Consider the following 21,158-nt stretch of genomic DNA (forward strand, 5'->3'; position numbering starts at 1 on the left):
TACAAGATGCTGTGCGCAGCGTCGAAGACTGAACTGTCCGGGTGGCACAAAGCAATACCTGCCCGCCACCGCTTTTCCATACTACTTATCTAGCTTCACTATCCCGACTATTTCAGACCAATCACTTCGAAGAAATAAAATTAAGGTTTTATCATCCAATTCATAACTGACTAATAATAATTTGTCTTTAGCCGTTACCAAATAATCCAATAATTCTTTTACACCTGAAAAACTCGAATTTATTTCTAGCAAATGTTGGTATCTTCTGGAGTAAATTGTTTCCAGTTGTTTTGGCTCAATAGGGTTTTGAGAAGCCGCTTTTAACTTCCCGCACGAGACGTCTTGAGACAATCCATTTGCCAAAGGTTTGCACTCACTACTAAAACAACCTTTTTGTACTAAGCTTTCAACCAAATTTTCAACATGACTGATCATCGCACTTTAGCCCCTGTCACAGGCCCTAATCTCAGAACCTCACTCTCAACAAAGTTATCTGGAGACCAAATCAAATCTTTTCGTTTAACTTGCTGCTCAAGAATAATCGACTCTGGTTCCGACTTAGCAAATCTTTCTGCGATAGATCTATCGGTTGTCCAAGAAGTAAAGTCGCTTTGATTATCACCAAGGTTATGCAATTCAACATCTCGATGACCTCCCCAAGGCACAGCATTACCTTCTATTGCGTTCACATAGTCTGGATGATTTGGATGGACACCACGGTACACAATTACTAATTCTTCTTGATTCCCGTCTGGAGATCTAAAACCATGTGGGCCGATATGCGTATCAGTTAAAGGATCGTAATTTTCAGGTATTTTTTTGTTTCTATCTGGACAATCTTTACTACTCAATCCATAAGGATCAATCCAGCTTATTGGATTCGGAGCATACTGATAGTTGTTTATACCCCCCAACAACCCAATCGGATCCTGTTGGGTAAACCGCCCCACCTCCGGATCATAGTACCGAAACCGATTGTAGTGCAGCCCGGTCTCTTCATCGAAGTACTGCCCCTGGAAACGCAGATTATTCTCTACTTGTGGGTTATCCGCAAGGGCGAGGCTGCCGTAGGCTTTGTAGTTGGCGCTCCATACCAGCTTGCCTTGGGCGTTGCTGATTTCTTGTGGGGTGCCTAGGTGGTCTAGGTGGTAGTGATAGATCTTGCCTTGTTCTACGAAGGCTAGCGGCTTGAAGGTACCCGGCTCGAATAGGTAGGTTTTATCTGCTGGGCTAGGTTCTTTGCCTGGGCTGAAATCTGGCTTTTCGTGCCTCTCTTGCTGCCCTCGCCCACCCTGCCCATCTTCCCCCGCCTCCTGATCCGCGATGCATCGCTCCGATAGCAGTACGTCATCGTTCCATAAGAATTCAGTATGGGTTGTGCTATCGTCGATGGTGGTGGTTTTGCTCACTCGCCGGCCCAGGGCGTCGTATTCGTAGCGGGTGGTAGCTTCGCCGTTGTCTACCTGTATTAATTGGTTGAGGCAGTCGTATTGGTAGTGGGTGACCAGCTTGCCGCCCTTACCTCGGCGCTCACACACTCGGTTGCCACGCTGGTCGTATTCGTAGTGGCTGTCGCCGTAGAAGTTGACGCGGTTACCCGTTACTTGTTGGCTGGTATTGGTGTTTGGCTCGGCGCTGCCCAAAAGGTTGCCGGCCGGGTCGTGAACGAAGGTCTCTGGCTGGGGCCCAGTGACTTGTACTAGCCGGTCTACGCTGTCGTAATGGTAGTGGCTGGTGCCTCGGCGTAAGTCGTCGATTTGGCTGAGTTGGCCGGCCGTGTTATAGCCATAGCGTCGCTCGTTTACGGTGCTCCCGTGCTCCCCGGTAGATGTTAGCTTAAGCAATTTCTGCCGCTGCAAACGGCCCTGCGGGTCATAGCCCTGCTCGGTTTTTAATTGGTTGCCGTGTAGGCGATTGGTTTCTCGGCCAAGTTCGTCTCGGTCTATGCCTGCCACCAGGTGGCCATCGAGCGAAACTTCACTGAGCAAGCCAGCATCGCTGTATTGGTAGGCTACACGGTTGCCATCCGGTAGCTTACTGGCGATGCGGCGGCCCAGGGCATCGTATTGATGATAAATAGATTGGCCGCCCTGGCTCACTTGCGTTGGCCGGCCTACGGCATCGTAAGCCCAGCTTAACGTCTGCGCTGGGTTATTGGCTGCGGTTAAGCGGCCAGACTTGTCGTAATAGAATTGCTTAAGTTTTCGCTTAGTGGCTTTACCGTTATCCACCTCCAACCATTGCTCTAGCAACTGGCCGCGGTTGTTGCGTAAATAACTCAGCCGCTGCAAGCATTGGCCGGTTACTGGGCAGGTCTCCTCGCTGGCCGCCAGCTCACCCGCGCGGGAGTATTGATAACGCTGGGTTCTGCCATCAAAACCAATTTCTTCTATTAAGCGCTCGTTGAGGTCGTATTTGAGTTGGTATTGCTCACCGTTTTGGTTGGTTAGCCCAATTAGGTTACGCTCGCCATCGTACTGGTAGGCTAAGGTGTGGCCCAGTGAATCCACTCGTTTTACAACTTGCGAAAGCCCGTTGTAACAATATTGCGTTACATTGCCATCCGTGCCGGTATGCTCGGTTAATAACCCTAAGCTGTTGTAGCGGTAGGCTTGGCTTGCGCCATCAGCCGTGGTGACCTGCGTACAGCGGCCGGTTTCATCATAACGGTAGCTGGTTCTGGATTTATCCGCCTGGATAACAGCTTCTACTAAGCCTTCGCTGTTGCGCTTGTAACGGGTGTGCTGGCCCAGTGGATTGCGGATGGCGGTGAGCAGGCCTTGGTTGTCCCACAGGTAATGCCAGGTTTGGCCTAGTGGGTTAGTAATGCTTCTCGGTAAGCCCAGCGCATTGTATGCGTATTGAAAGCACTCACCCGCGGGGTTGGTTTGGCTGGCCAATAGGCCATTTGCGGTATACGTTTTGCGCCAGGGCTGGCCTAATTGATCCGTGGTTTCCAGCACGTTACCTTGGGCATCCCGCCGAAATCTTACGATCTCGCCGTCCCGGCCAACGGTTTTTACCAATCGCTGTTGGGTGTCGTACTCAAATGACTGTGCTCGGCCAAGTGAATCTGTAATTTGTGTAATATTGCCCCAAAGGTCGTATCGGTACCGGGTTTCGCCACCTTCTTGATCGCGATGTACCAGAGGCTGACCAGCGTCGTTGAACTGGTAATATTCGATACCGCCTCGGGTATCGGTTATTTCAACGGCTTTGTTTTCTGTTAGCCAGCGGAAACGATAGTCGTAAGTGGGCTGGCCATCGATGCTGTCTCCCCAGTTGCGAATGCAGCGGCCACGGTTACTGTTTTGCGTCCACTTAAAGTGAAAACTGTAACCACTTTTGAGTGTTCTTTTTTGAATAACGTGATTACTGTACTGGTAACGTTCGGCATTGCCTTGCGCATCGTAGGCTGCTACTAGGTCGTTATCATCGTTATAGTGGTAGGTAGCCAGGGTTTTTCCTTGCCCCGCCGCTGAATACCACTGTATTTTTTCTATACGAGGCCCGTTATACGCCAGTTGCCAACGGGCACCTTGATCGGAAACTACCTGCTGCAATTGGCAGTTGGCGTTGTAGACTAAATCTACGCCATTACCCATGCCGTCCTGAACTCGGGTTGGGTAAATACGATTACCATCGGCCAGTATGAATTGCTTTACTAAACGGCCGTCGTCTTCTAATAGCGTGTAGCTGTCACGTTTATTGCGAATTAAGGTGAGTTTTTCAGTTTTATTGGTGGTAGAAGCACCAACGGCAAGCCGAGCAAAAGGTACAATGCGAGCTTCATTGGTGTGCAACGCCACACCAAAATTGGTGCGCACTAATTTTTCCGCAAATGGGTGCGTCCAACCGTGGCCCATACCACAATCGATGGTATTACTGCTTTTGTATTTTCTAAGCCAGGGAATTGAAAACACCCCGGAGATGGTAAAATCGGTTAAGCCAAGAATTTCTTCACCGGTTACCAAGCTGATGGGCTCACCGCCGGTGCAGGTTTGCGAATCTTTTCGGCAGGCCTCGCCATTTTGGTTCGTGGCCGAGCTGTGATTGTCAGTGTCTTGCGCATTTTCGTCGTTGGCACCATCATCCTTGCCCGAATGTTGGCTATCTCGCCGATTTTCAACATTGGCTTCGGGGGGGACGTCTAATTTGGACTGCGATCCACCACCGCCTTTTGTTGCCAACTTAGAATCCATAAGATGTGCTAAATCCGCCAACAGTGTCATGGCTTTTTCGCTAAACGGGCCAAACCGAGCTTTGGCTAGCTTGCTAGCTTTACTGCCGGCTTGCATTGCCCTTTTAGCCACCACGGCTGTGCCCATGGTGCACAGCCCCAACAGAACATCAATACCGATTTCAAACACTAATGTGGAGATGACCTTTAAGCCGGTGAGGCGGCTGTCGGTGTATTTTCGGCTTTGAGCTAGGCTATCGATGTAATCGTATAATAGTTCTCGGGTCAGGTGATCGCTCATTAAAAGTCGAAATAGCCGCTCCCCTTCCTTAAGCTTTTCAACCACTTTGCGAGCAATATTTTTAGCCGCTGTAGCCACGGCATTGGCACTGGCGTTAACCGCATTGATATACCCCACGCCCAGGGATTCTAGCTCGTCCAACAGTGCCTTCTTGTTCCCCTTTAGAGCGTCCAGTACCGCGGATTCCATGCGGTTTTGAAACTCTACCAAGCCACTCAAGCCGGCTTTAACGGTTTGCACTGCAGCGGTGGCGGCATCGCATGCGAACTCTACCACGAACATCGCGGCATCTTTTAGCCCTACTATGGCACCCCATGCAGCATCTCCGACTACGGCAACCGTCTCGGACCACTCCGCGTACTCGCGGTCGAAATAGGACAAATTAAAGTGTACGGCGTCCGCGGCAATTTTATCGCGCCAGCGAAATTGAATTTCTTGGCCAAGGCTTTCGCTGAGTTGTAACCGTTTTTTCGCAATTGGTTCGTCCATGGCTGCCACAGGCAAGCTAGAGGAAGAATAAAAACGATCTTCAGGCTCTGCCAAACGATTAATATACTGCTCGCCCAGCTTATAGACTTGCAGCCGCTGGCTTAATACCAACTCTTCGAAATGATCCCAAATGGAGAAGGGGTTCCAGTAGTCATTGGGCTGACCATGGTAAAAACTGAGGACTTTCTTGATACTGCCCAGGCCGAGGTCATCTTGAAACTCGCTCAGCTCGCCGCTGGTTCTGATTAAATCTCCAGCGAAGCCCTCTCGCTTCAACAGTAACCAAGTGGAAGGTACAAAACTTTCGCGGGCAAACATCCATACGCTGCCGGCCGCTCGAATGGCAATTAATTGGTGTTGTTGCTGGTGCGGTATTGCCACCAATTTTGATGGATCAAATTCCCACATCGAGCGTAATCCTCTTCCTTAAAGATTGACTAAAGTTAAAAATTGACTAAAGACTTTTAGAGATTAACTAAAATACTACTCAAGTTGTCTGGGGCTCCGGCATCCAATGCACCCGAGAGAAAATCAATATTTATTTGATCGATATTGGCAACTGCCACACGTTGCGATAAAGCACGATGATCAAAGACTTTTGTTAGACCATCAGAGCAAAGTAAAAATCGATCGCCTTCATAAATGTAACCACTGATACCATCGTATAGCAGTTGATCTTCTATACCAATGGCGTGTGTTAGAGCCTGGCCCGCTGGATCGTTTAGAATTTGGTATTCACTAAATGATCCTTCATCAATCATCGCCTGGGCACGAGTATGATCGCGGGTTATTAGCGTTAATTTTTCATCTCTGTATAAATAACAGCGACTGTCACCCGACCAGAAACAATGATACCGGTCGGCTTCTAAAATTAATGCGACCAAGGTTGTACCAATAATGCGATCAACACCACCTTTTAAAGACTCCGCCAAAATTTCTTGATTTGCCGCTTTTAAAGCATCCGGAAATTGACGGACTAAATCAGCACCTTTAACTTTTTTTGCCAATTGATATATATGGCTAATAACACAATGACTGGCGTAATCTCCGGCGTCGTGGCCACCCATACCATCGGCTACGGCCCATATGCCCGATTTAGGCAGCGCCAACAACGCATCTTCATTGCGCTTACGCACACACCCGGTGTGGGTGAAACTACTGGTCTCTATATTTCCGGTGACAATGGCCATGTTAATTACTACTGTGCCCTAACGTAAATTCGTATTCGGCCAGTATCGCTCTTATCGCACGACTTGGGAGTGATTCCATCCCCATTTCTGCCACTGGCCATCGATCATGGCGGAGAATTGACCACTATCTGGCATGCCAGAACACGTCAACAAACACGGCAGCACTGCATCCGAGCCTTCCGTCCACCACAAGCTGTAATTGCCCAGCATACGCTCAGCGTTGTAATGGAGCAATTGTAAGGCATGGGGGACCGGATCATCGGTGGGTGTTTGATCAAATGCCATGTTCTGGGTTCTGGCCATAAAAGATAACTCAGTTGCCATGGCTGGCCAGGGTTGTGCAGCCGGCACCGGTAGCTGCTCAAAAAACTCTATAAACCGGCTATAGGCCAATTCGTCTTCTAACGCGAGTAGCGCGGTTTTTTCGGCTTCTTGATACCATCTGCCACCCTCTAAATACGCCTGCCAGGGTACGTGATCTCCTATGTGGGCTATTGTTAACGGGAAATATCGGCCCACCTCATCGACACTAGGAATCACAACGCCAACCACGGCTTGCTGATGTACTACATCAGGCATGGCGGCAAAACGCCAAATTGGCGCATTGAGGTAATATTCTTGCCACTGCTCCGCCAGCTGCTCTTGACTGATACTTAAGCAGCTTTGCAACCAGGCGTGCCAATACTCGGTATAGGTTGTAGGCAAAAAGTGGCTGATAAAATCGCTCTGCATTGGCAGTTTACCAAATATGCCGCAGGTATCTTGCTGGGCCATTACAACCGCTCCGGCAAACTTAATTCGCTCATTAATGCTGGGTCGAACGGATGCACCCGGGTTGATGGGTGTAGCTCTTGTGTGGTTTCAATTCCATTAACGGCAAAGGTAAGCATTACTGTGCCCGGCTCTGCCCCGGCATCGAAACTGGCGTATTGATCCAATAGCCGAAACCAACCCCAGTCTCCATCACCACGCACACTGATGGGGGTACCACGGCTCACTAAACTAAAACTCAGTTGATTGTCCGAAGGATCTTCACCGGGCCATTGGAAGCTTTGGCTTTTGGGTGGGCCGTGATGGTAATTTAAATTGGCACCGCTGATGTCCAAGGATAAATTGCTGGCTATTCTGTCCAAGGTGTGAGGCTTAAGCGAAAAAGCAACATTGAGATTTTCACTACCGGCGAAAAACGCTTGACGTACGGAGTCTGCGCGCTGGAAAAACTCCAACACTTTTGCGCTCATGCCCGTGGGCTTCCTCCAACGCCAGGGCTGGCTGCGGGTATCGACGTAGGGCGCCAAATATTGCTTAAAGTAAGAATCTAACACACCACCTGGGCCAAAAAATGCCACAAAGTCTGTTAATTTAATGTCTTCTTGGCTGGTTTTATCGAGCGGGTATCGGCCCTGTAGATGTTGCTCGTAAAACGCCAGTACGTCACTTTGCCAAGAAGTATTAATATGGCTTTGCGTAGCCACCTGAGCAACTTTTTGGGTATTTTTTCCAAGGCTTTGGAACCAACCCTGCAATTGAGGTGGCGCCTCATCTACCGATATTTGTAATTGCATTAAGGCCTGCTTTTGCGTACCACCACTGGTACTGGCAAACGCGGCTTGGCCTAGGTCTTCGGCGTAGAGCAATTTTTGCAGATAATTATTTAGGCCGTAAATCGCCTCCTGTAAGCTTAGCAAAGCGGCACTGCCGTCTTCGGCGGTGTAACTGTTTAGCTCAGAAAAATACCGATCTATGTCTTGGCCAGGTAGTTTTGCTTTTTTGGCAATTAATTCTGTAGGCACTAAGCGCTCTAAACGACTCTTTTGACTACTAGCGACGTTTTCGGCAACCCGCCCCAGTGCCTGCACCGTTTCTTTATCCACTCCAGGTGCCTCGGCTAGTGCGGTATGCTTTCGAATCGCCTTAAGTAACATGATTAACGGTTCATCGGCACTGGCCAACAGGCGCACCACGGTTTTGCCCCGCGTAACAGTGCCAAACGGCAGCAGTGATAAATCGTTTAAAAAATAATCCCAGCGTGTTTGGTACTCATATAGATACTGTTGATACACACTGCTTTTAATTTCTTCTAAATCGGTATCGGAAATGGATTTAGCCAAGGTATCACCGTAAATCCATTGTTCGTCGGCGAGCTTCTTAGCTAAGTTAACACTGGCCACATTAAACCCAGCGTGGAAGCCTTCGTAGGTAAAAAATGCTGGCACTCCCTGCGACAAAGGTAAGCCACTGCGCCGAGTGAACAATTGCTTGGCCCGCTTGCCCAACACCCCTTGTACATTGAACTGCTCTGGATGATTGGCTAGGTGATCGTTTTTGATCCGTCGATAGGCGCGCATATCCAGCGGCGTAGCCACCAAGGCTTCCCGGGCAGTGGCCACCGCATGCTCATCAAAATCCGTCGGTAGCGCGCCCTGCTCTAGCGCGGTAATTAGATGCTCACCTAATTGGTCTCGTAGGGCTTGGTGATGCTCGCCGGGCAGACTCCTTTGCCACAGCACCTGGGCCCAGGCAAGAAGGCTATCTTGCTCCAAATGCTCTGGTTGATACAGCATTAAGTAAAACTTAAGCGCCTCATACAAGCGCTCATCGTCGTCAAACGACTCGGCGATCTGTTCTAAAAGCAGCCGACTAAAATCGTCCATAAAAAAGGCTGATAGCCCTTCGACGTAGGTCGTCTGGGCCTGAGCGCCAATCTTATCGCCTTGATAAAGACCAAAACCCTGCGGCCAAGTGTACAGGCTGTCTTTTTCCTCAAACCCTGTGGGTAAATGCTTGAGCAGGTTCAACCCCTCGTTTAGAACCGACCAACTATGGGGTTTATCGAGCCCACCGTTGGTAGACTCGTAATAAAGATCTATGGCTTGGTCGGACTGATCCAAGTACTGCTCGTTGAGATTTTTGCTATTGGTCCAAGCAAACAAGCCGCCGGCAAACCCACCCAAACTTGCCAACAGCAACGCCGAATAAGCGACCCTGAAACGCTGCGTGACTCGCTGGTTAACCGTTGCAACGTTAGACTCGGCAAAAATAAAATTTTTTAAAAGATTCTGCACAAAGTACGGCTTTGTATCTTGCCCTGTATGGTCCACCGGTGGTGCCATCAGCTCTACGGGCGCCAAACTGGTTACCCATTGCGATACCGTATCTGTTTGGGTACCACTGATAAAAAACACGCCCCGTAGCAGCAGTGGCGATTCGAATTGATTGGTGGAGAATATCGAGCTGACATATTCCTGCAGCAATCCCCGTAAGGCTTGCATTTGCCGTGGAAATTCACTTACCAAGCAGCGCTTTTGCTGGCTCGTTTCTCTATTAAGGCGATGATTGACTTGGCCATATAACTGCGCCACAAGCTGACTAAATTCTTGCTCAAACCACGCATCAATATCTGTACTGGGCCGAGCCGGCGCGGAAAACCCCCAAATCTGCGATCGATCTTGTTTTTCCATATCGCTGAAAAAACTGCCAAACCCAGCCACTTTGTCCATTTTGCTAAACAGGACATACACCGGCAACTGCATCTGCAAATGGTTATTCAGCTCCTGTATGCGCTGTTTAATGGCGGTGATTTGTAGGCTTTTTTGCGTTGCAGTTTTAGCCAGAACATCCTGCACGCTAATGGTAACGATGATGCCATTTAGCGGCCGCTTTGGCCGGGCTTTTTTTATTCGGCTGAGAAACCCTAACCAAGCTGACGATTCTACCTGCGCCGGGTTATCTTGAGTGGTATATCGCCCTGCTGTATCAATTAAGATAGCTTCATCAGTAAACCACCAATCACAATAGCGTGTGCCGCCTTCACCTTTGATAGGCTCATTGCCAATGGCATCGCTCAGCGGAAACTGCAGCCCGGAATTTTGAATGGCGGTGGTTTTGCCAGAGCCAGGGGCACCGATGATGATATACCAAGGTAACTTGTACAACTTGCCCTCGCGCTCAAAGGCGGAGCCTTTCAGCAACGCTAAGCTGTCTTGGAGGCGCTGATGTAACATCTGCTCATCCGGGTTAACCTTAGAGCGGGTCTCTGGTTGTGCGGCCGCGTCTGCCTGTAGCCCCTCGGTAAGCGCCTGACTGGCCTTGGTATCCTGCTGACGCAATCGTAGATTATTTAACCCCCAACACAGCAACGCCACCATTATTAGTAGTAATCGCGACTGGGCAGAGGCGAGAAGCACCTTATCGGCAATAGCCACCAATGGTCCTACAAACCAAATGACCAAAGACAACAAAACCAAGGCCAACAGCGACAGCAGCCATGGTTTTCTTAGGGCTTTGAATATTTTACCCATCCTTAAGACTCTTCCTTGATTGCAGACTGAGCAGCACCACGAGTGTGATAGATAGTGATGACCACACGGCGATTGGCAGCCCTACCTGCGGCGCTATCGTTGCTAGCCATGGGCTGCTCGGCACCCTTTCCTTGTGGGATAATTCGCGACGGCAACTGGGCTGCCGCCGACATATGCTTAACTACGGAGCTGGCTCTGGCCAGCGAAAGATGCCAATTCGACGGAAAGGCAGCGGTTCGAATCGCTCGGTTATCGGTGTGCCCTGAAACGGTTATCCGTCCTGGGATAGACTCCAAAGACTTGGCGATTTTATCCAATATCGGAAAAACAGCGTCGTTAATCTCGGCGCTGCCAGAGGAGAACATGCCATTGTTGGGCAGTGTTATGTCGGTGTGGGATGCGTAGTCGTTTATATGCACCGCCTCACGCTGTATTTCGTCAGCCAGCAAATCACGAAGTGCCAAAACATAGCCAGGGGTGTTGAGCGATGCCATAGCCGATTCCGACGACGCCGGAACAATGTCAGCTAATTTTTGCCGGGTGATATCGGATTGCTGGTTAAGCGTCATTGACCAATAGCTGTAACAGCCGAACGCAATTAATATAAGTACCGCGGAAAATATCCAATAGGGTAAAAACGAGTGCAGCCGCCCGCCAAAACCAACAATCGGTTCATGTTTAGTGGATAGGTCAAATGTGAGTTCTTCGCGGCTGCGGTGCAATAATTCGTACAATTGTGAACGGTATTGCTCCGCCTTAATGCCGCCATTGGATTCCACGCGCAATTTACCCATAAACCCCAAAGATAGCGCCAGGTAAAGAAGCTCAAGGATTTCTTGATTGCGAGATGCGGCTCCGCAGGCATGCTCAAGAATGTCGTATACTCGCTCACCACCGTACGTTTCGTTATGAAAGATACTGAGCATAGGTCGCTGGCTCCAATTGCTAGATTCACCCCAAGCGGTATTGAGCACCGCCTCATCGACAAGCGCACTAAGAATATAGCTAGCATCGATTCGCTTTTGAGAATCCTCACAAATCGAGAGCGCTTTCTGCTCAAAGTTATGGATTTGGGATTTACACAGGCCGTGCAATTGGCCAACGTTGATATTACCCGTGATCTGGCGTAGCTGAGAAACCACCGCTAACACATCACTTGCAGCGGAGACCAAATCACTGCAACTGGCTCGGGGGTATGATTTAAGCCCCTTAATCGCCACGGAGCCCTTGGTTTGGCGTTTTGGTCGCGGCGTAACCAGGGTTTCATTACCGCCGCTATTAGCTGCAGCGCCCTGTACCAGAGGAGACTCGCCCTCAGGTAGCTTTCTGCGAGGCGTAATGATGGTATGGTCGGCCAAAGACTGGCTGCTCTGGCGCTGTTGTTTGCGCCCCGGACGCGGTTTTATAACCGTATGATCCATTTCATTCATGGCAGATACCCAACAGCCCCAAGCGCCATCGACCTAGCTCTCTCGTATTGCCCAAAACTCGACCTCTAGCTGGGGTAACTCACCGGCCAAGTGAAATGCAAAGCCGCCGGATTTTTGCAGCGATCGCCATAGATCACCCTGCGCGTCTAGCTGGTAGTAAATACAACCGGCATGATAGGTAATTTCTCTGGGGGCTGTGGCAAGAGACGTAATGGTAATTCCGGTTAGTTGGTTGTTTACCAAGTCGCGAATCGTCTCTACTGAGCCAATTTTCAGATGGTTTGGAATGTAATTGCGCAGCTTGTCGGTTTGCAAACCGGATTTAAACGCCAGCACAAACCGAGCTTGAGTCAACAAGCTACGATCAGACAAACGCGCCACAAACACCCCAAACTGTCTTTTTTCAACCTTGATGGGGATTGCCGTCTGCTCTAACACGACACTGAGCTGCTTATTAATCGCAGCCATCACAGATGGAAAGCACAAGTGCAGGTTGTCATGCTGATAACGCACGTGGGCTGCCGGCCGCTTGCCTTTAGTGGTGAAAGTAGCCAGTTCACCAGAAAAGGTCTGCATTAATTCAAACAGCCGCTCTGGATGCAACTGCTTCAGTGATTTTAGGTGCTGCAGACTGGGCTCAAATCGGTTGAGCATTTGTAGCAGCATAAAGTCGACGATGGCGGAAGCACTCTTGTCTTTGTTGTCTTGGGTAAACCGCACTGCCAAGGCTTCTGCCCTTTGTTGCACCAGACCGATCACATCTTCTAGATAGGTCATCAACCGATTTTCGTTGGCAGCATTCAAGCAAGGGGGAACAAAATTGCGGTCCAAAATAATTGCACCCTCCTGAGTAACCTCCTGAATTCTGGCCACGGGAAGCGCAGTGTAGCCCCCCAGGCTGGCCGACTCTAAGACCAACTGAAATTGTAATTCAGCGGTTTCTATGGTTTCTTGGTTGGCGCTGTCGGAACTATAGTCATAAACATCCAACTGCCGTAGGATGTACCGAGACAAGCCCGAGGGTGAATCCTGTAAATTGATGTGGCGCGCTCCTGCCTGATAAATCGGCAGCGCCAAATAGACTAATTGCTGTTTTACTCCAGCGCTGATTTGCAACGGGGTAGGCAACTGCGCACTTACTGGCAACTCGAAAGGACAGCCGTCCGGCATCACCCCCCGAGCGAGGTTTAAACCAAGCTTACCCTCATGCAACGCACTTTCGTTGAGGTGAATTGAATCAAACCCCCAAATAAACGGCGCGATGGCCTTGGCCCTGGCCTCGATAAACGACTCAATGTATCGCTCCTGCTGCTGAAAGTGGTGCGGGAAGAGATATTGGCTTTCCATCCATGCTATTTTTGTCGTTTTCACAGTCCTTGTCTCATTTTTGGGGTTTAACAAAGTTGCTCACTTACTGCATTAACGCCTCTACCGATTGCACTCGAGATTCCGCTGCTGAAATGTCTGACTTTACGGCAGACGTCGTTTCTACAGAGCGATCAAACAGCTCTTTGTTCGCTAGGTTTCGACGATTACGTTTAACCGTGGCTACTTCTGCCGATCCGAATTGATACCAATGCGAGTAGTAATACTTATCTGAGACCTGAACCACTTGTCGCCACCGCGCTTCATCTATGTTTCGATAGGCTGCAAGCACAGCAACGAACTCAGTTCCCTTATCGACCGGCAATTTGGCCTTTATTTTTTGCTTTGGCTGCAGGGTGTAGGTTTTTTCTAGAATCAACTCGTCACTGAGTAAGTTTTTTGCGTTGTAAAAAACCTCATCGAAGGTGAGATTGTCAAACGTGGCCCTAGAGGACAAATGCAATACTTTAACGCGCAACGGAGAAGCCCTTCCGTTTACGTCTGGATTAAGATCATCACTGGCTACAAGTGCTATCTTCTCGAAGGGGCTGACGGCCATATTAGCTACCGTACAGCCGCTGACAAATACAACCAATACAAGATTGACTGACAATAGAATTGCAGCTCTATTTGGCCTCATCTCTGGCCCCCATTCGCCGAGCGTGGGACAACAAAAATCGAGTTTCGTTATCCTTTTTTATGGCCACGTTGGCATGAGCAAATATCCGCTGCCAGTTACGCTGAAAAAAGGCCCACTTCCGTGCAGCGCCTGAAAAACCATCGTTCAGCTTTGAGGGCGCCAGGTCGGAATGCGCGGACTCTTTATTATGCGATTGCACCAGAGCCTGGGAAATTGCATCAGGACATAACGACTTGTGCAATTTATCCAACATCAGCTGATGGGAATTTGCGATATCGGCCATGTCCTCGAGGATGTATTCGGCACTTTTGACGAGTTTTTCGTCCAGCTGCTGAGACGTCCCACTAGTAGTGTCCAAAATAGCCGACCAGAAATCACTTGCTGACTTTAGCCCACCTAACGGGTCCGACTCCTTTTGCCTTTCCCGGCTAATCTTGTCGAAGCTCAGTTTACTTTTAGCAGATTGAACTTCGTCTCGGGTACTCAATTGCGCATTGATAGCAGCATCAAAACATCGCCCCAATTTGCGCATTGTTTCAACAGTTAGATCATCAACGGAACAATCAGCCTGGCCGAGACCTTCCAGCAAGGCCTCTAGTAAGCGAGTGCTCTTGCTTGCAAAAGGCACTACAGAAGCCCCCGTTGAGGCCTCTTCTGCAGTCGTTAACGGCTCTGCAGGGGTGTGCGAACAGTCTGTATCCCAGTCTTCAGGGATGGAGAAAGACGGAGGGCTGAAGTTATCTTCCAAATCGCCAAAGTCGTTCTTAACCTTGGCATGGTCGGACCCCGATAAGGCCATTGGGTCTAGCTCAAAGGCCAATTCCTCAACCTCCGGCAAAAGGGGATGAGCAAAGTTGAGCACGGCGGGGGGCTCAGGCCCAACCGGCTCGGTGGCGAGTGCCGAGGCTGGAGCGACTGCTTCAACAAGATCATTAGCAGCTTGGCCGTCGTCCTGCAGGCCCAACGGAGAATCCTGCAGTTGACCTTCCGCAAGGCAACCGCTTAGCTCACTAACTTTCAGAGTGAAGGCTCCGAGAGCCAAGGTATCACCGCTCGCCAAACGATGCCTGTTGCCCGCACCTATTGGGGTGCTGGCGTTGTTAACGTAAACCCCATTAGCACTGTGATCGACTAGATAATACACGTCGCCCACACCAAGTATCTCCGCATGCTTGCGAGAAACCGCGCGGTCCGGGCAGGGCAAACACAACGAAGCATCAACTCCTCGGCCAATTATCGCACTTTCGTCTGCGCCAACGGTAAGCTGGGCATCGACTGAAATACCTCTCGGGCTACTTACTACCTCTATCACTAGAGACATAGTCTTCCATTCCTACCCTAATTGAGACGCACGCTGCGTGAAAATTCAACGCTGGGATGCGGGGGACTTAAAGCTCACGACTAACCCGTCTAAAGTGTTAAGCCCACCATTTGGAGTACATCAATTTAACGTCCCGGAAAGTAACACGGTTTTTTTAAACCAACCAACAGACGATATGACTAGGTGAGAACAAGGTCATAATTTTTGAAATTACGATCAAAAAACTCTGGTGAAAGAAAACAAAATTAGTAGACTCGCCGAGAAATAATTTGTGCGTTTCTAAATCCATTACACGATATGGATGAGCGATAGGGATGAGAATTAAAAAAGTATTAATGCTTTTTCAGAAAGACTTAATACTTCGGGGATTAAATCCACTTACCAGTATTAATACTTACACAGACAAACGATGCTTAACACCAAATGTACGCCGGCCTAACTAGTCTAGGCGTATGATTTAAAAAGCCTATGAATTAACAAGCCTGTGAACCTGTGGCCATATCGCAAACCTAGAGACACGCCGTGAAGCGTTTGTTAATTTTCGAAAACCAAAAACACGCACATGGTAGCAGCAACAACCGGTTTAACCCGTTCAGCACGCTGAACACCCAATTATTGCAAGGACTGGCAAGCTAGGTTTTTCTAGCATCAACTTCAGCGTTAGACAAACGTTGATCAACCAAAGGATCGGAGAGGGTATGGAAGCGACTACAACATCTAAAATACCTGCGCCAATACCAGATCAACCCACCGGCCAAGCAACGGCCAAATCTGGCAATGTTATCCAATGCGGCGACCAGCTCCTCAACCGCTTTATTTTAATGCGAAAAATTGGCTCCGGTGGCAACAGTGAAGTCTACCGAGCGAGAGATTTACTGGCCGTATTAGATGGCAATACCAGCACCAGCGATATTGCGATCAAACTAGCCTCGCCAAGTAAAGCCCCAAGCGCTCTAGCCAACAAATTGTTGCTGCGGGAGGCCCTGTGCACTCGCAACCTCTCTCACTCCAGCATTGCCCGAGTATACGATTACCATCAAGATGGCGAGCGAGTATTTCTCACCATGGAACTGATAGATGGTGAGCCACTCTCAGATTTACTGCAACGCCAGCCAAATCAGTTACTACACTACAAGCACGCCATAAAAATCATAGATAACGTGGCAAGCGCGATTCAGACCGCTCATCACGCAGGCATTATTCATTCCGACATTAAGCCGGCCAACATACTTCTCGGTATCGACGGAACGGTGAAGGTGATTGATTTCGGCACATCGAGACAAAAGCTACAACAACAAGCGCAGCTGGAAACCAGTAATAGCACTCAATCTGAATTCGTCGCGTACACGCTGGCATACGCCAGCCCACAACTGCTGATGGATGAGCCACCCGCCGTTGCAGACGATATTTACGCACTGGCTTGTGTGGTATACGAAATGCTTGGCGGCAAACAAGCCAATGCAAATTCTATAAAAAGTAAAGATGCTAAAGTTGCCTACCGGCCAACAAAAGAACGTATTAAACCTGCGGTTCTAAATCACCGTCAGTGGCAGCTACTGTCTCTCGCCATGTCGGCCAAAGGCTGCCAAAAGTTTGAATCCATCGAGGAGTTCTGGCACCAATTCAAGCGTGCTAGAACCCTTCCACTTAGAGCTGGAATAACTATTGGCACCGTCGCGCTGGCAGCGTCGCTACTATGGCTAGCAAGTACTATATCTATTAAAACCGAGCCGGAAACCCCGCACACCACACAGCCAGAGCCTGACCGAATATCGGCTTTATCTCAGGCAATAGCACTGCTTCCACTGGACGAAAAACTACAGCGTCTAGATCAATTACAACCGCTATCGCCTGATGATGCCAGCAGCAATAACTCAGTAACCGAGGTAGTAACAACTGGACCGCTACTAAAAGAAAGCGATGTGGTCAGTATCAAAGCCCTGGCAGCCGAGCCCATTATTGCTCAGCTGGAACAGTCCGTTGAGCAATTATTAGAACCGGCCTCCCAGGTCGATAGCGCCCAGAATTTTAACCAGGTTGAATCTTGGCTTAGCACCGCACAAGCAATCTACCCAGATTCTTTGGCCATCTATAGCCTAATAAACCAAGTGTATACCGAAGCACAGCACGCCCACTCAAGCCTGCTGCTCTCCTACGATGAAACCTGGCAACTGCAGAGCTACAGCTTGCCCAAGGCTGTTAAATTAAACGAAATAGCCCGCAGCATAGAGAGCACTCCCAACATTGCGTGGGAGCCGCCGACGCAATACGCGCGTGACTTAATTGAATCAATACGAAGCTCGGTCGAAAAAGCTGACTACCAGGCATTTTACGACAAAATGGTGTTTGCACAAACGGTGTCGCACCTCCCAACACTCACTCAAAGCCTCAGTGAGTTAGATCCAAAATTGTTCCAAGCAGCAGAGCACCTGGTTAACTACAATCCGGAAGAAGACCCGAGACAAGTCAGCTATCCAGAGAAATCTGCCTACCGCTGGATCGAACCGAGATTAGTCGATTTCAACAACCAACTAACGCAAGCCTGGAAAGACAAAGAAATAGTTTCCGCCCACAAAGAACTTATCCAACTGGCAGATGAATTTAAACTTAAGTTATCCAGCAATTTACTCAAAAAGACAACAACCATGCTGGACGAAAAATATCGATTAAAGCTGCAATTTCACTCTCAACGTAACTTTATTAAATCCCACGCTTTATTAAGCAGCCATCATCAATCTTTGAAAGAAGCAACGTAGTTATGTCTGTGCTAAACGAAAGTCATTCTGTAATTGCCGACAACGTCTGGCTAAAGATGCTGGCGCCCGTTTCCAATGATCTCCCCGCGGGCACAGACACTCGCGAGGACATTTCACCCACCTCACTGTATCAGGAGATCCGTGATGCCCGGGTGCTAGCGCGCAACAACGAGAGAGCCACGCTTTCCAGTGGCGATGCAAGCTACTTTAGCCTGCCGGAATGGAGCATCATCCTAGACAGGGCTCCGGACCTGATCGCCCATCAAAGTAAAGATTTGGAAATCGTGGCATGGTATATCGAAGCACTGGCTAGACATTATGGATTCGCTGGTATTGCGGCGGGCTTCACACTGGCGAAGGAACTTCTCAGCAATTACAGCGATAGCTTTTTCCCACGACCCGATGAAGACGGCATCTCAACCCAGCTAGCTGCACTCAGTGGGCTGAACGGCTTCGGTGCGGAAGGCACTCTGATAGGCCCAATTAAATCCATTCTTATTACTCAAGGTGACTATCCAGGCCCCCTGGCAACCTGGCAATGCGAGCAAGCCTTTGAGATTGCAAGAATAAAAGACGACGAGAGAAGAACCGCTAGGCTCAAGCAAGGCGGTGTATCTAAAGACGAGCTTGATGTCATCACTCTGCAAACTGACACTCATTTTTTACAGAGCACGTTGTACGACATCGATGCTGCTATCAGCGCCTTTGCTGATTACCAGTCAGTACTTGATGTATTCGCCGAAACTGAACCCCAGCCGACCGGAAAAATAAAAGAAGCGCTAGAGCACTGCAGACAAACCCTGGTGTACCTCGCAGGGCCGCGAATAAACACCGCAACAGAGCCGGAGCTAGAACAAGAGTCCACCGACGAGCAACAACAAACCCTATCGGAGCCAGGAGAAATCCAACGTCCTGGTGCTATAAACAGCCGAGCACAAGCGATTTTACAACTGAGCAAGATCGCAGATTACTTTAAAAAGACAGAGCCGCACTCACCTATTTCGTACTCCATCGAACAGGCCATACGGTGGAGCGAATTACCCCTTACGGAACTCATTAAAGAGCTTATTCCTGATGAGCCTGCCCGTAAGACCTTTAAACATCTCTCCGGCATCAGTGCTGAGAGCTCCACTTAAGTTAGGCCAACTTAGTTTTTAGTATTCCAAGCAATCGCAATAAAAGGAGTCTTATATGGAAAGCATCCATAAAACGCTAAACAGAGTAAGAAAGCCACGTGTCCATATAAGCTACGATGTGGAGACAGAAGGCGCTGTGCACAAAAAAGAGCTGCCCTTTGTGGTTGGCGTAATGGGCGACTTTTCTGGTGATCCCACCAGCGACTTAAAACCTTTGCGCGATCGCCGCTTTGTGCAAATCGACAAAGACAACTTTGACGATGTGCTGAAGAGCATGACACCGGGACTGAAGCTCAGCGTAAATAACACCCTGAGCGAAGAGGAGTCCACCATGGCGGTAGACCTTAAATTTGAATCTATGGCCGATTTCGAGCCAGAGGCCATTGTTAATCAGGTTGAGCCGCTGAAAAAACTGATGGAAGCGCGCAACAAGCTTCGTGATTTATCCACTAAAGCTGATCGCTCTGACGATCTGGAAGACATCATTGAAAAAGTTTTAAACAACGAAGCCGACCTTAACGATTTGGCTGCAGCCCTTGGCACAGAAAAAGTAGGTGAATAACATGACTGATCCCGTTTTAGAGCAACAATCTGGCAGCCAGCTTGAAACCGCTAGTTTGCTGGACCAAGCCATCCAAGCAACCAAGCAAACCGATGCAGAAGAGGCACAGGCTCTGCTAAAAAACTTGACAGAGCAAGCAATGAGTGGCGTCGTTACCTGGGATAAAAATCTCATGGTGACATTTAATAAAGCAATTTCAGCCATTGATGACGCTATCAGCGAGCAATTACGTGAGATTATGCACGAGGATAAATTTCGTGCACTGGAAGGTAGCTGGCGAGGTTTACATTACCTAATTAGCAACTCTGAGACTAGCACATCACTTAAGCTAAAAGTGATGAACGCCAGCAAGAAGGAAATCTCTAAAGATCTGTCCAAAGCCGTGGAGTTTGATCAAAGCCAAACCTTTAAAAAACTCTATGAAAACGAGTTTGGTACGCCGGGAGGCGAGCCCTATGGCGCTTTGGTTGGCGATTTTGAATTTTCAAATCACCCGGAAGACATCGAATTGCTACGCAACATGTCCAATGTTGCCGCCGCTGCATTTTGTCCATTCCTGAGTGCCGCTGACTCCGGTTTATTTGGCTTCGAGGATTGGAACGAATTATCCAAACCACGGGATCTCACCAAAATATTTGACTCGGCGGAATACACCAAATGGCGTTCTTTCAGAGAATCTGAAGATTCCCGCTTTGTAAACTTGGCTATGCCGCGTGTCCTATCGCGTTTACCTTACGGCTCTGAAACCAAGCCTGTTGAAGGCTTTAATTTTGAGGAAATGGTAGACGGCGCAAAACCCACCAACGATAACTACTGTTGGTCTAACGCAGCCTACGTTTTAGCCAGCCGGATCACTAGCGCGTTTGCTGAGTACGGCTGGTGCACGGCCATTCGTGGCGCAGAGGGCGGTGGCCGGGTAGACAACCTACCAGTGCATCTAACCACTTCGGATGATGGTGATATTGATATGACCTGCCCAACCGAGATCGCCATTACCGACCGCCGGGAAGCAGAATTAAGTGGCTTAGGATTTATGCCTCTTTCGCACTACAAAAATACCGATTATGCCGTATTTTTTGGCGGCCAATCCGTGCAAAAGCCGTTGATATACGATCAGCCCGAAGCCACCGCTAACGCGGCCATTTCGGCACGCTTGCCTTACATAATGGCGACCTCTCGTATCGCTCACTACTTGAAAGTTATGGCGCGGGATAAGATCGGTAGCTTCATGGAAGCAGAAGACATGCAAAACTGGCTCAACCGCTGGATCAACTCCTACGTGAATGCCAGTGAAGAAGGAGGCCAGGATATGCGTGCGCAATACCCACTGCGCGAGGCCAAAATCGAGGTGAAACCCATACCGGGTAAGCCGGGCTCCTACAATGCTGTTGCTTGGTTGCGACCATGGCTGCAAATGGAAGAGCTCACAACCTCCCTACGAATGGTGGCGCGCATCCCTGAAATGGGCAAATAAATATTGCGAATTA

At 49.2% G+C, this 21,158-nt stretch carries 13 protein-coding genes; 4 read left to right on the forward strand and 9 right to left on the reverse strand.

All coding sequences use genetic code 11. The annotated features are described in order from the left end of the window. Positions 1–81: 81 nt before the first annotated feature. The 9 genes from ACGHM3_RS18860 to ACGHM3_RS18900 are packed head-to-tail and all read right to left on the reverse strand — an operon-like array spanning position 82 to position 15,217. On the reverse strand, positions 82–435 hold the full coding sequence (locus ACGHM3_RS18860; RefSeq protein ID WP_345422200.1) for a hypothetical protein: 354 nt from the start codon (positions 433–435) through the stop codon (positions 82–84). Next, complete coding sequence (locus ACGHM3_RS18865) at positions 432–5,378, reverse strand: RHS repeat-associated core domain-containing protein (protein ID WP_345422197.1); 4,947 nt, start codon at positions 5,376–5,378, stop codon at positions 432–434. Before ACGHM3_RS18865 ends, ACGHM3_RS18860 begins: the two co-directional genes overlap by 4 nt. A gap of 56 nt (positions 5,379–5,434) precedes the next feature. Beyond that, a complete protein-coding gene (locus ACGHM3_RS18870; RefSeq protein ID WP_345422194.1) occupies positions 5,435–6,160 on the reverse strand; it encodes a PP2C family serine/threonine-protein phosphatase in 726 nt (241 codons plus the stop codon). A 51-nt stretch (positions 6,161–6,211) separates the two neighbouring features. Next, positions 6,212–6,934, reverse strand: a complete 723-nt coding sequence (gene tagF / locus ACGHM3_RS18875) for a type VI secretion system-associated protein TagF (protein ID WP_345422191.1) — start codon at positions 6,932–6,934, stop codon at positions 6,212–6,214. Then, positions 6,934–10,461 (reverse strand): type VI secretion system membrane subunit TssM, encoded by a 3,528-nt coding sequence (tssM, locus tag ACGHM3_RS18880; protein ID WP_345422188.1) that lies wholly within the window; start codon positions 10,459–10,461, stop codon positions 6,934–6,936. The genes tagF and tssM overlap by 1 nt, the downstream gene beginning before the upstream one ends. 2 nt (positions 10,462–10,463) lie before the next feature. Further along, positions 10,464–11,891, reverse strand: a complete 1,428-nt coding sequence (gene tssL / locus ACGHM3_RS18885) for a type VI secretion system protein TssL, long form (RefSeq protein ID WP_345422186.1) — start codon at positions 11,889–11,891, stop codon at positions 10,464–10,466. 33 nt (positions 11,892–11,924) lie between these two features. After that, positions 11,925–13,262: a type VI secretion system baseplate subunit TssK gene (gene tssK, locus ACGHM3_RS18890; protein WP_345422183.1), complete on the reverse strand. Its 1,338-nt coding sequence runs from the start codon at positions 13,260–13,262 to the stop codon at positions 11,925–11,927. Between the two features lie 40 nt (positions 13,263–13,302). Continuing rightward, on the reverse strand, positions 13,303–13,896 hold the full coding sequence (tssJ, locus tag ACGHM3_RS18895) for a type VI secretion system lipoprotein TssJ (RefSeq protein ID WP_345422180.1): 594 nt from the start codon (positions 13,894–13,896) through the stop codon (positions 13,303–13,305). Then, positions 13,883–15,217 carry an FHA domain-containing protein gene (locus ACGHM3_RS18900; protein ID WP_345422178.1) on the reverse strand — a complete coding sequence of 445 codons (1,335 nt, stop codon included), beginning with the start codon at positions 15,215–15,217 and terminating at the stop codon, positions 13,883–13,885. Before ACGHM3_RS18900 ends, tssJ begins: the two co-directional genes overlap by 14 nt. Positions 15,218–15,915: 698 nt before the next feature. Here ACGHM3_RS18900 and ACGHM3_RS18905 point away from each other — a divergent pair. From ACGHM3_RS18905 to tssC, 4 genes are read left to right on the forward strand one after another with little or no spacing between them, the layout of a single operon-like run. Further along, positions 15,916–17,973, forward strand: a complete 2,058-nt coding sequence (locus tag ACGHM3_RS18905; RefSeq protein ID WP_345422175.1) for a serine/threonine-protein kinase — start codon at positions 15,916–15,918, stop codon at positions 17,971–17,973. Between the two features lie 2 nt (positions 17,974–17,975). After that, positions 17,976–19,109, forward strand: a complete 1,134-nt coding sequence (tssA, locus tag ACGHM3_RS18910) for a type VI secretion system protein TssA (RefSeq protein WP_345422173.1) — start codon at positions 17,976–17,978, stop codon at positions 19,107–19,109. 55 nt (positions 19,110–19,164) lie between these two features. Continuing rightward, on the forward strand, positions 19,165–19,671 hold the full coding sequence (tssB, locus tag ACGHM3_RS18915) for a type VI secretion system contractile sheath small subunit (RefSeq protein WP_345422170.1): 507 nt from the start codon (positions 19,165–19,167) through the stop codon (positions 19,669–19,671). A 1-nt stretch (position 19,672) separates the two neighbouring features. Then, entirely contained in the window at positions 19,673–21,145 is a 1,473-nt protein-coding gene (tssC, locus tag ACGHM3_RS18920; protein WP_345422168.1) for a type VI secretion system contractile sheath large subunit, read from the forward strand. Positions 21,146–21,158 lie beyond the last annotated feature (13 nt).

Source organism: Halioxenophilus aromaticivorans, from assembly GCF_042850945.1.
Lineage (GTDB): Bacteria > Pseudomonadota > Gammaproteobacteria > Pseudomonadales > Cellvibrionaceae > Halioxenophilus > Halioxenophilus aromaticivorans.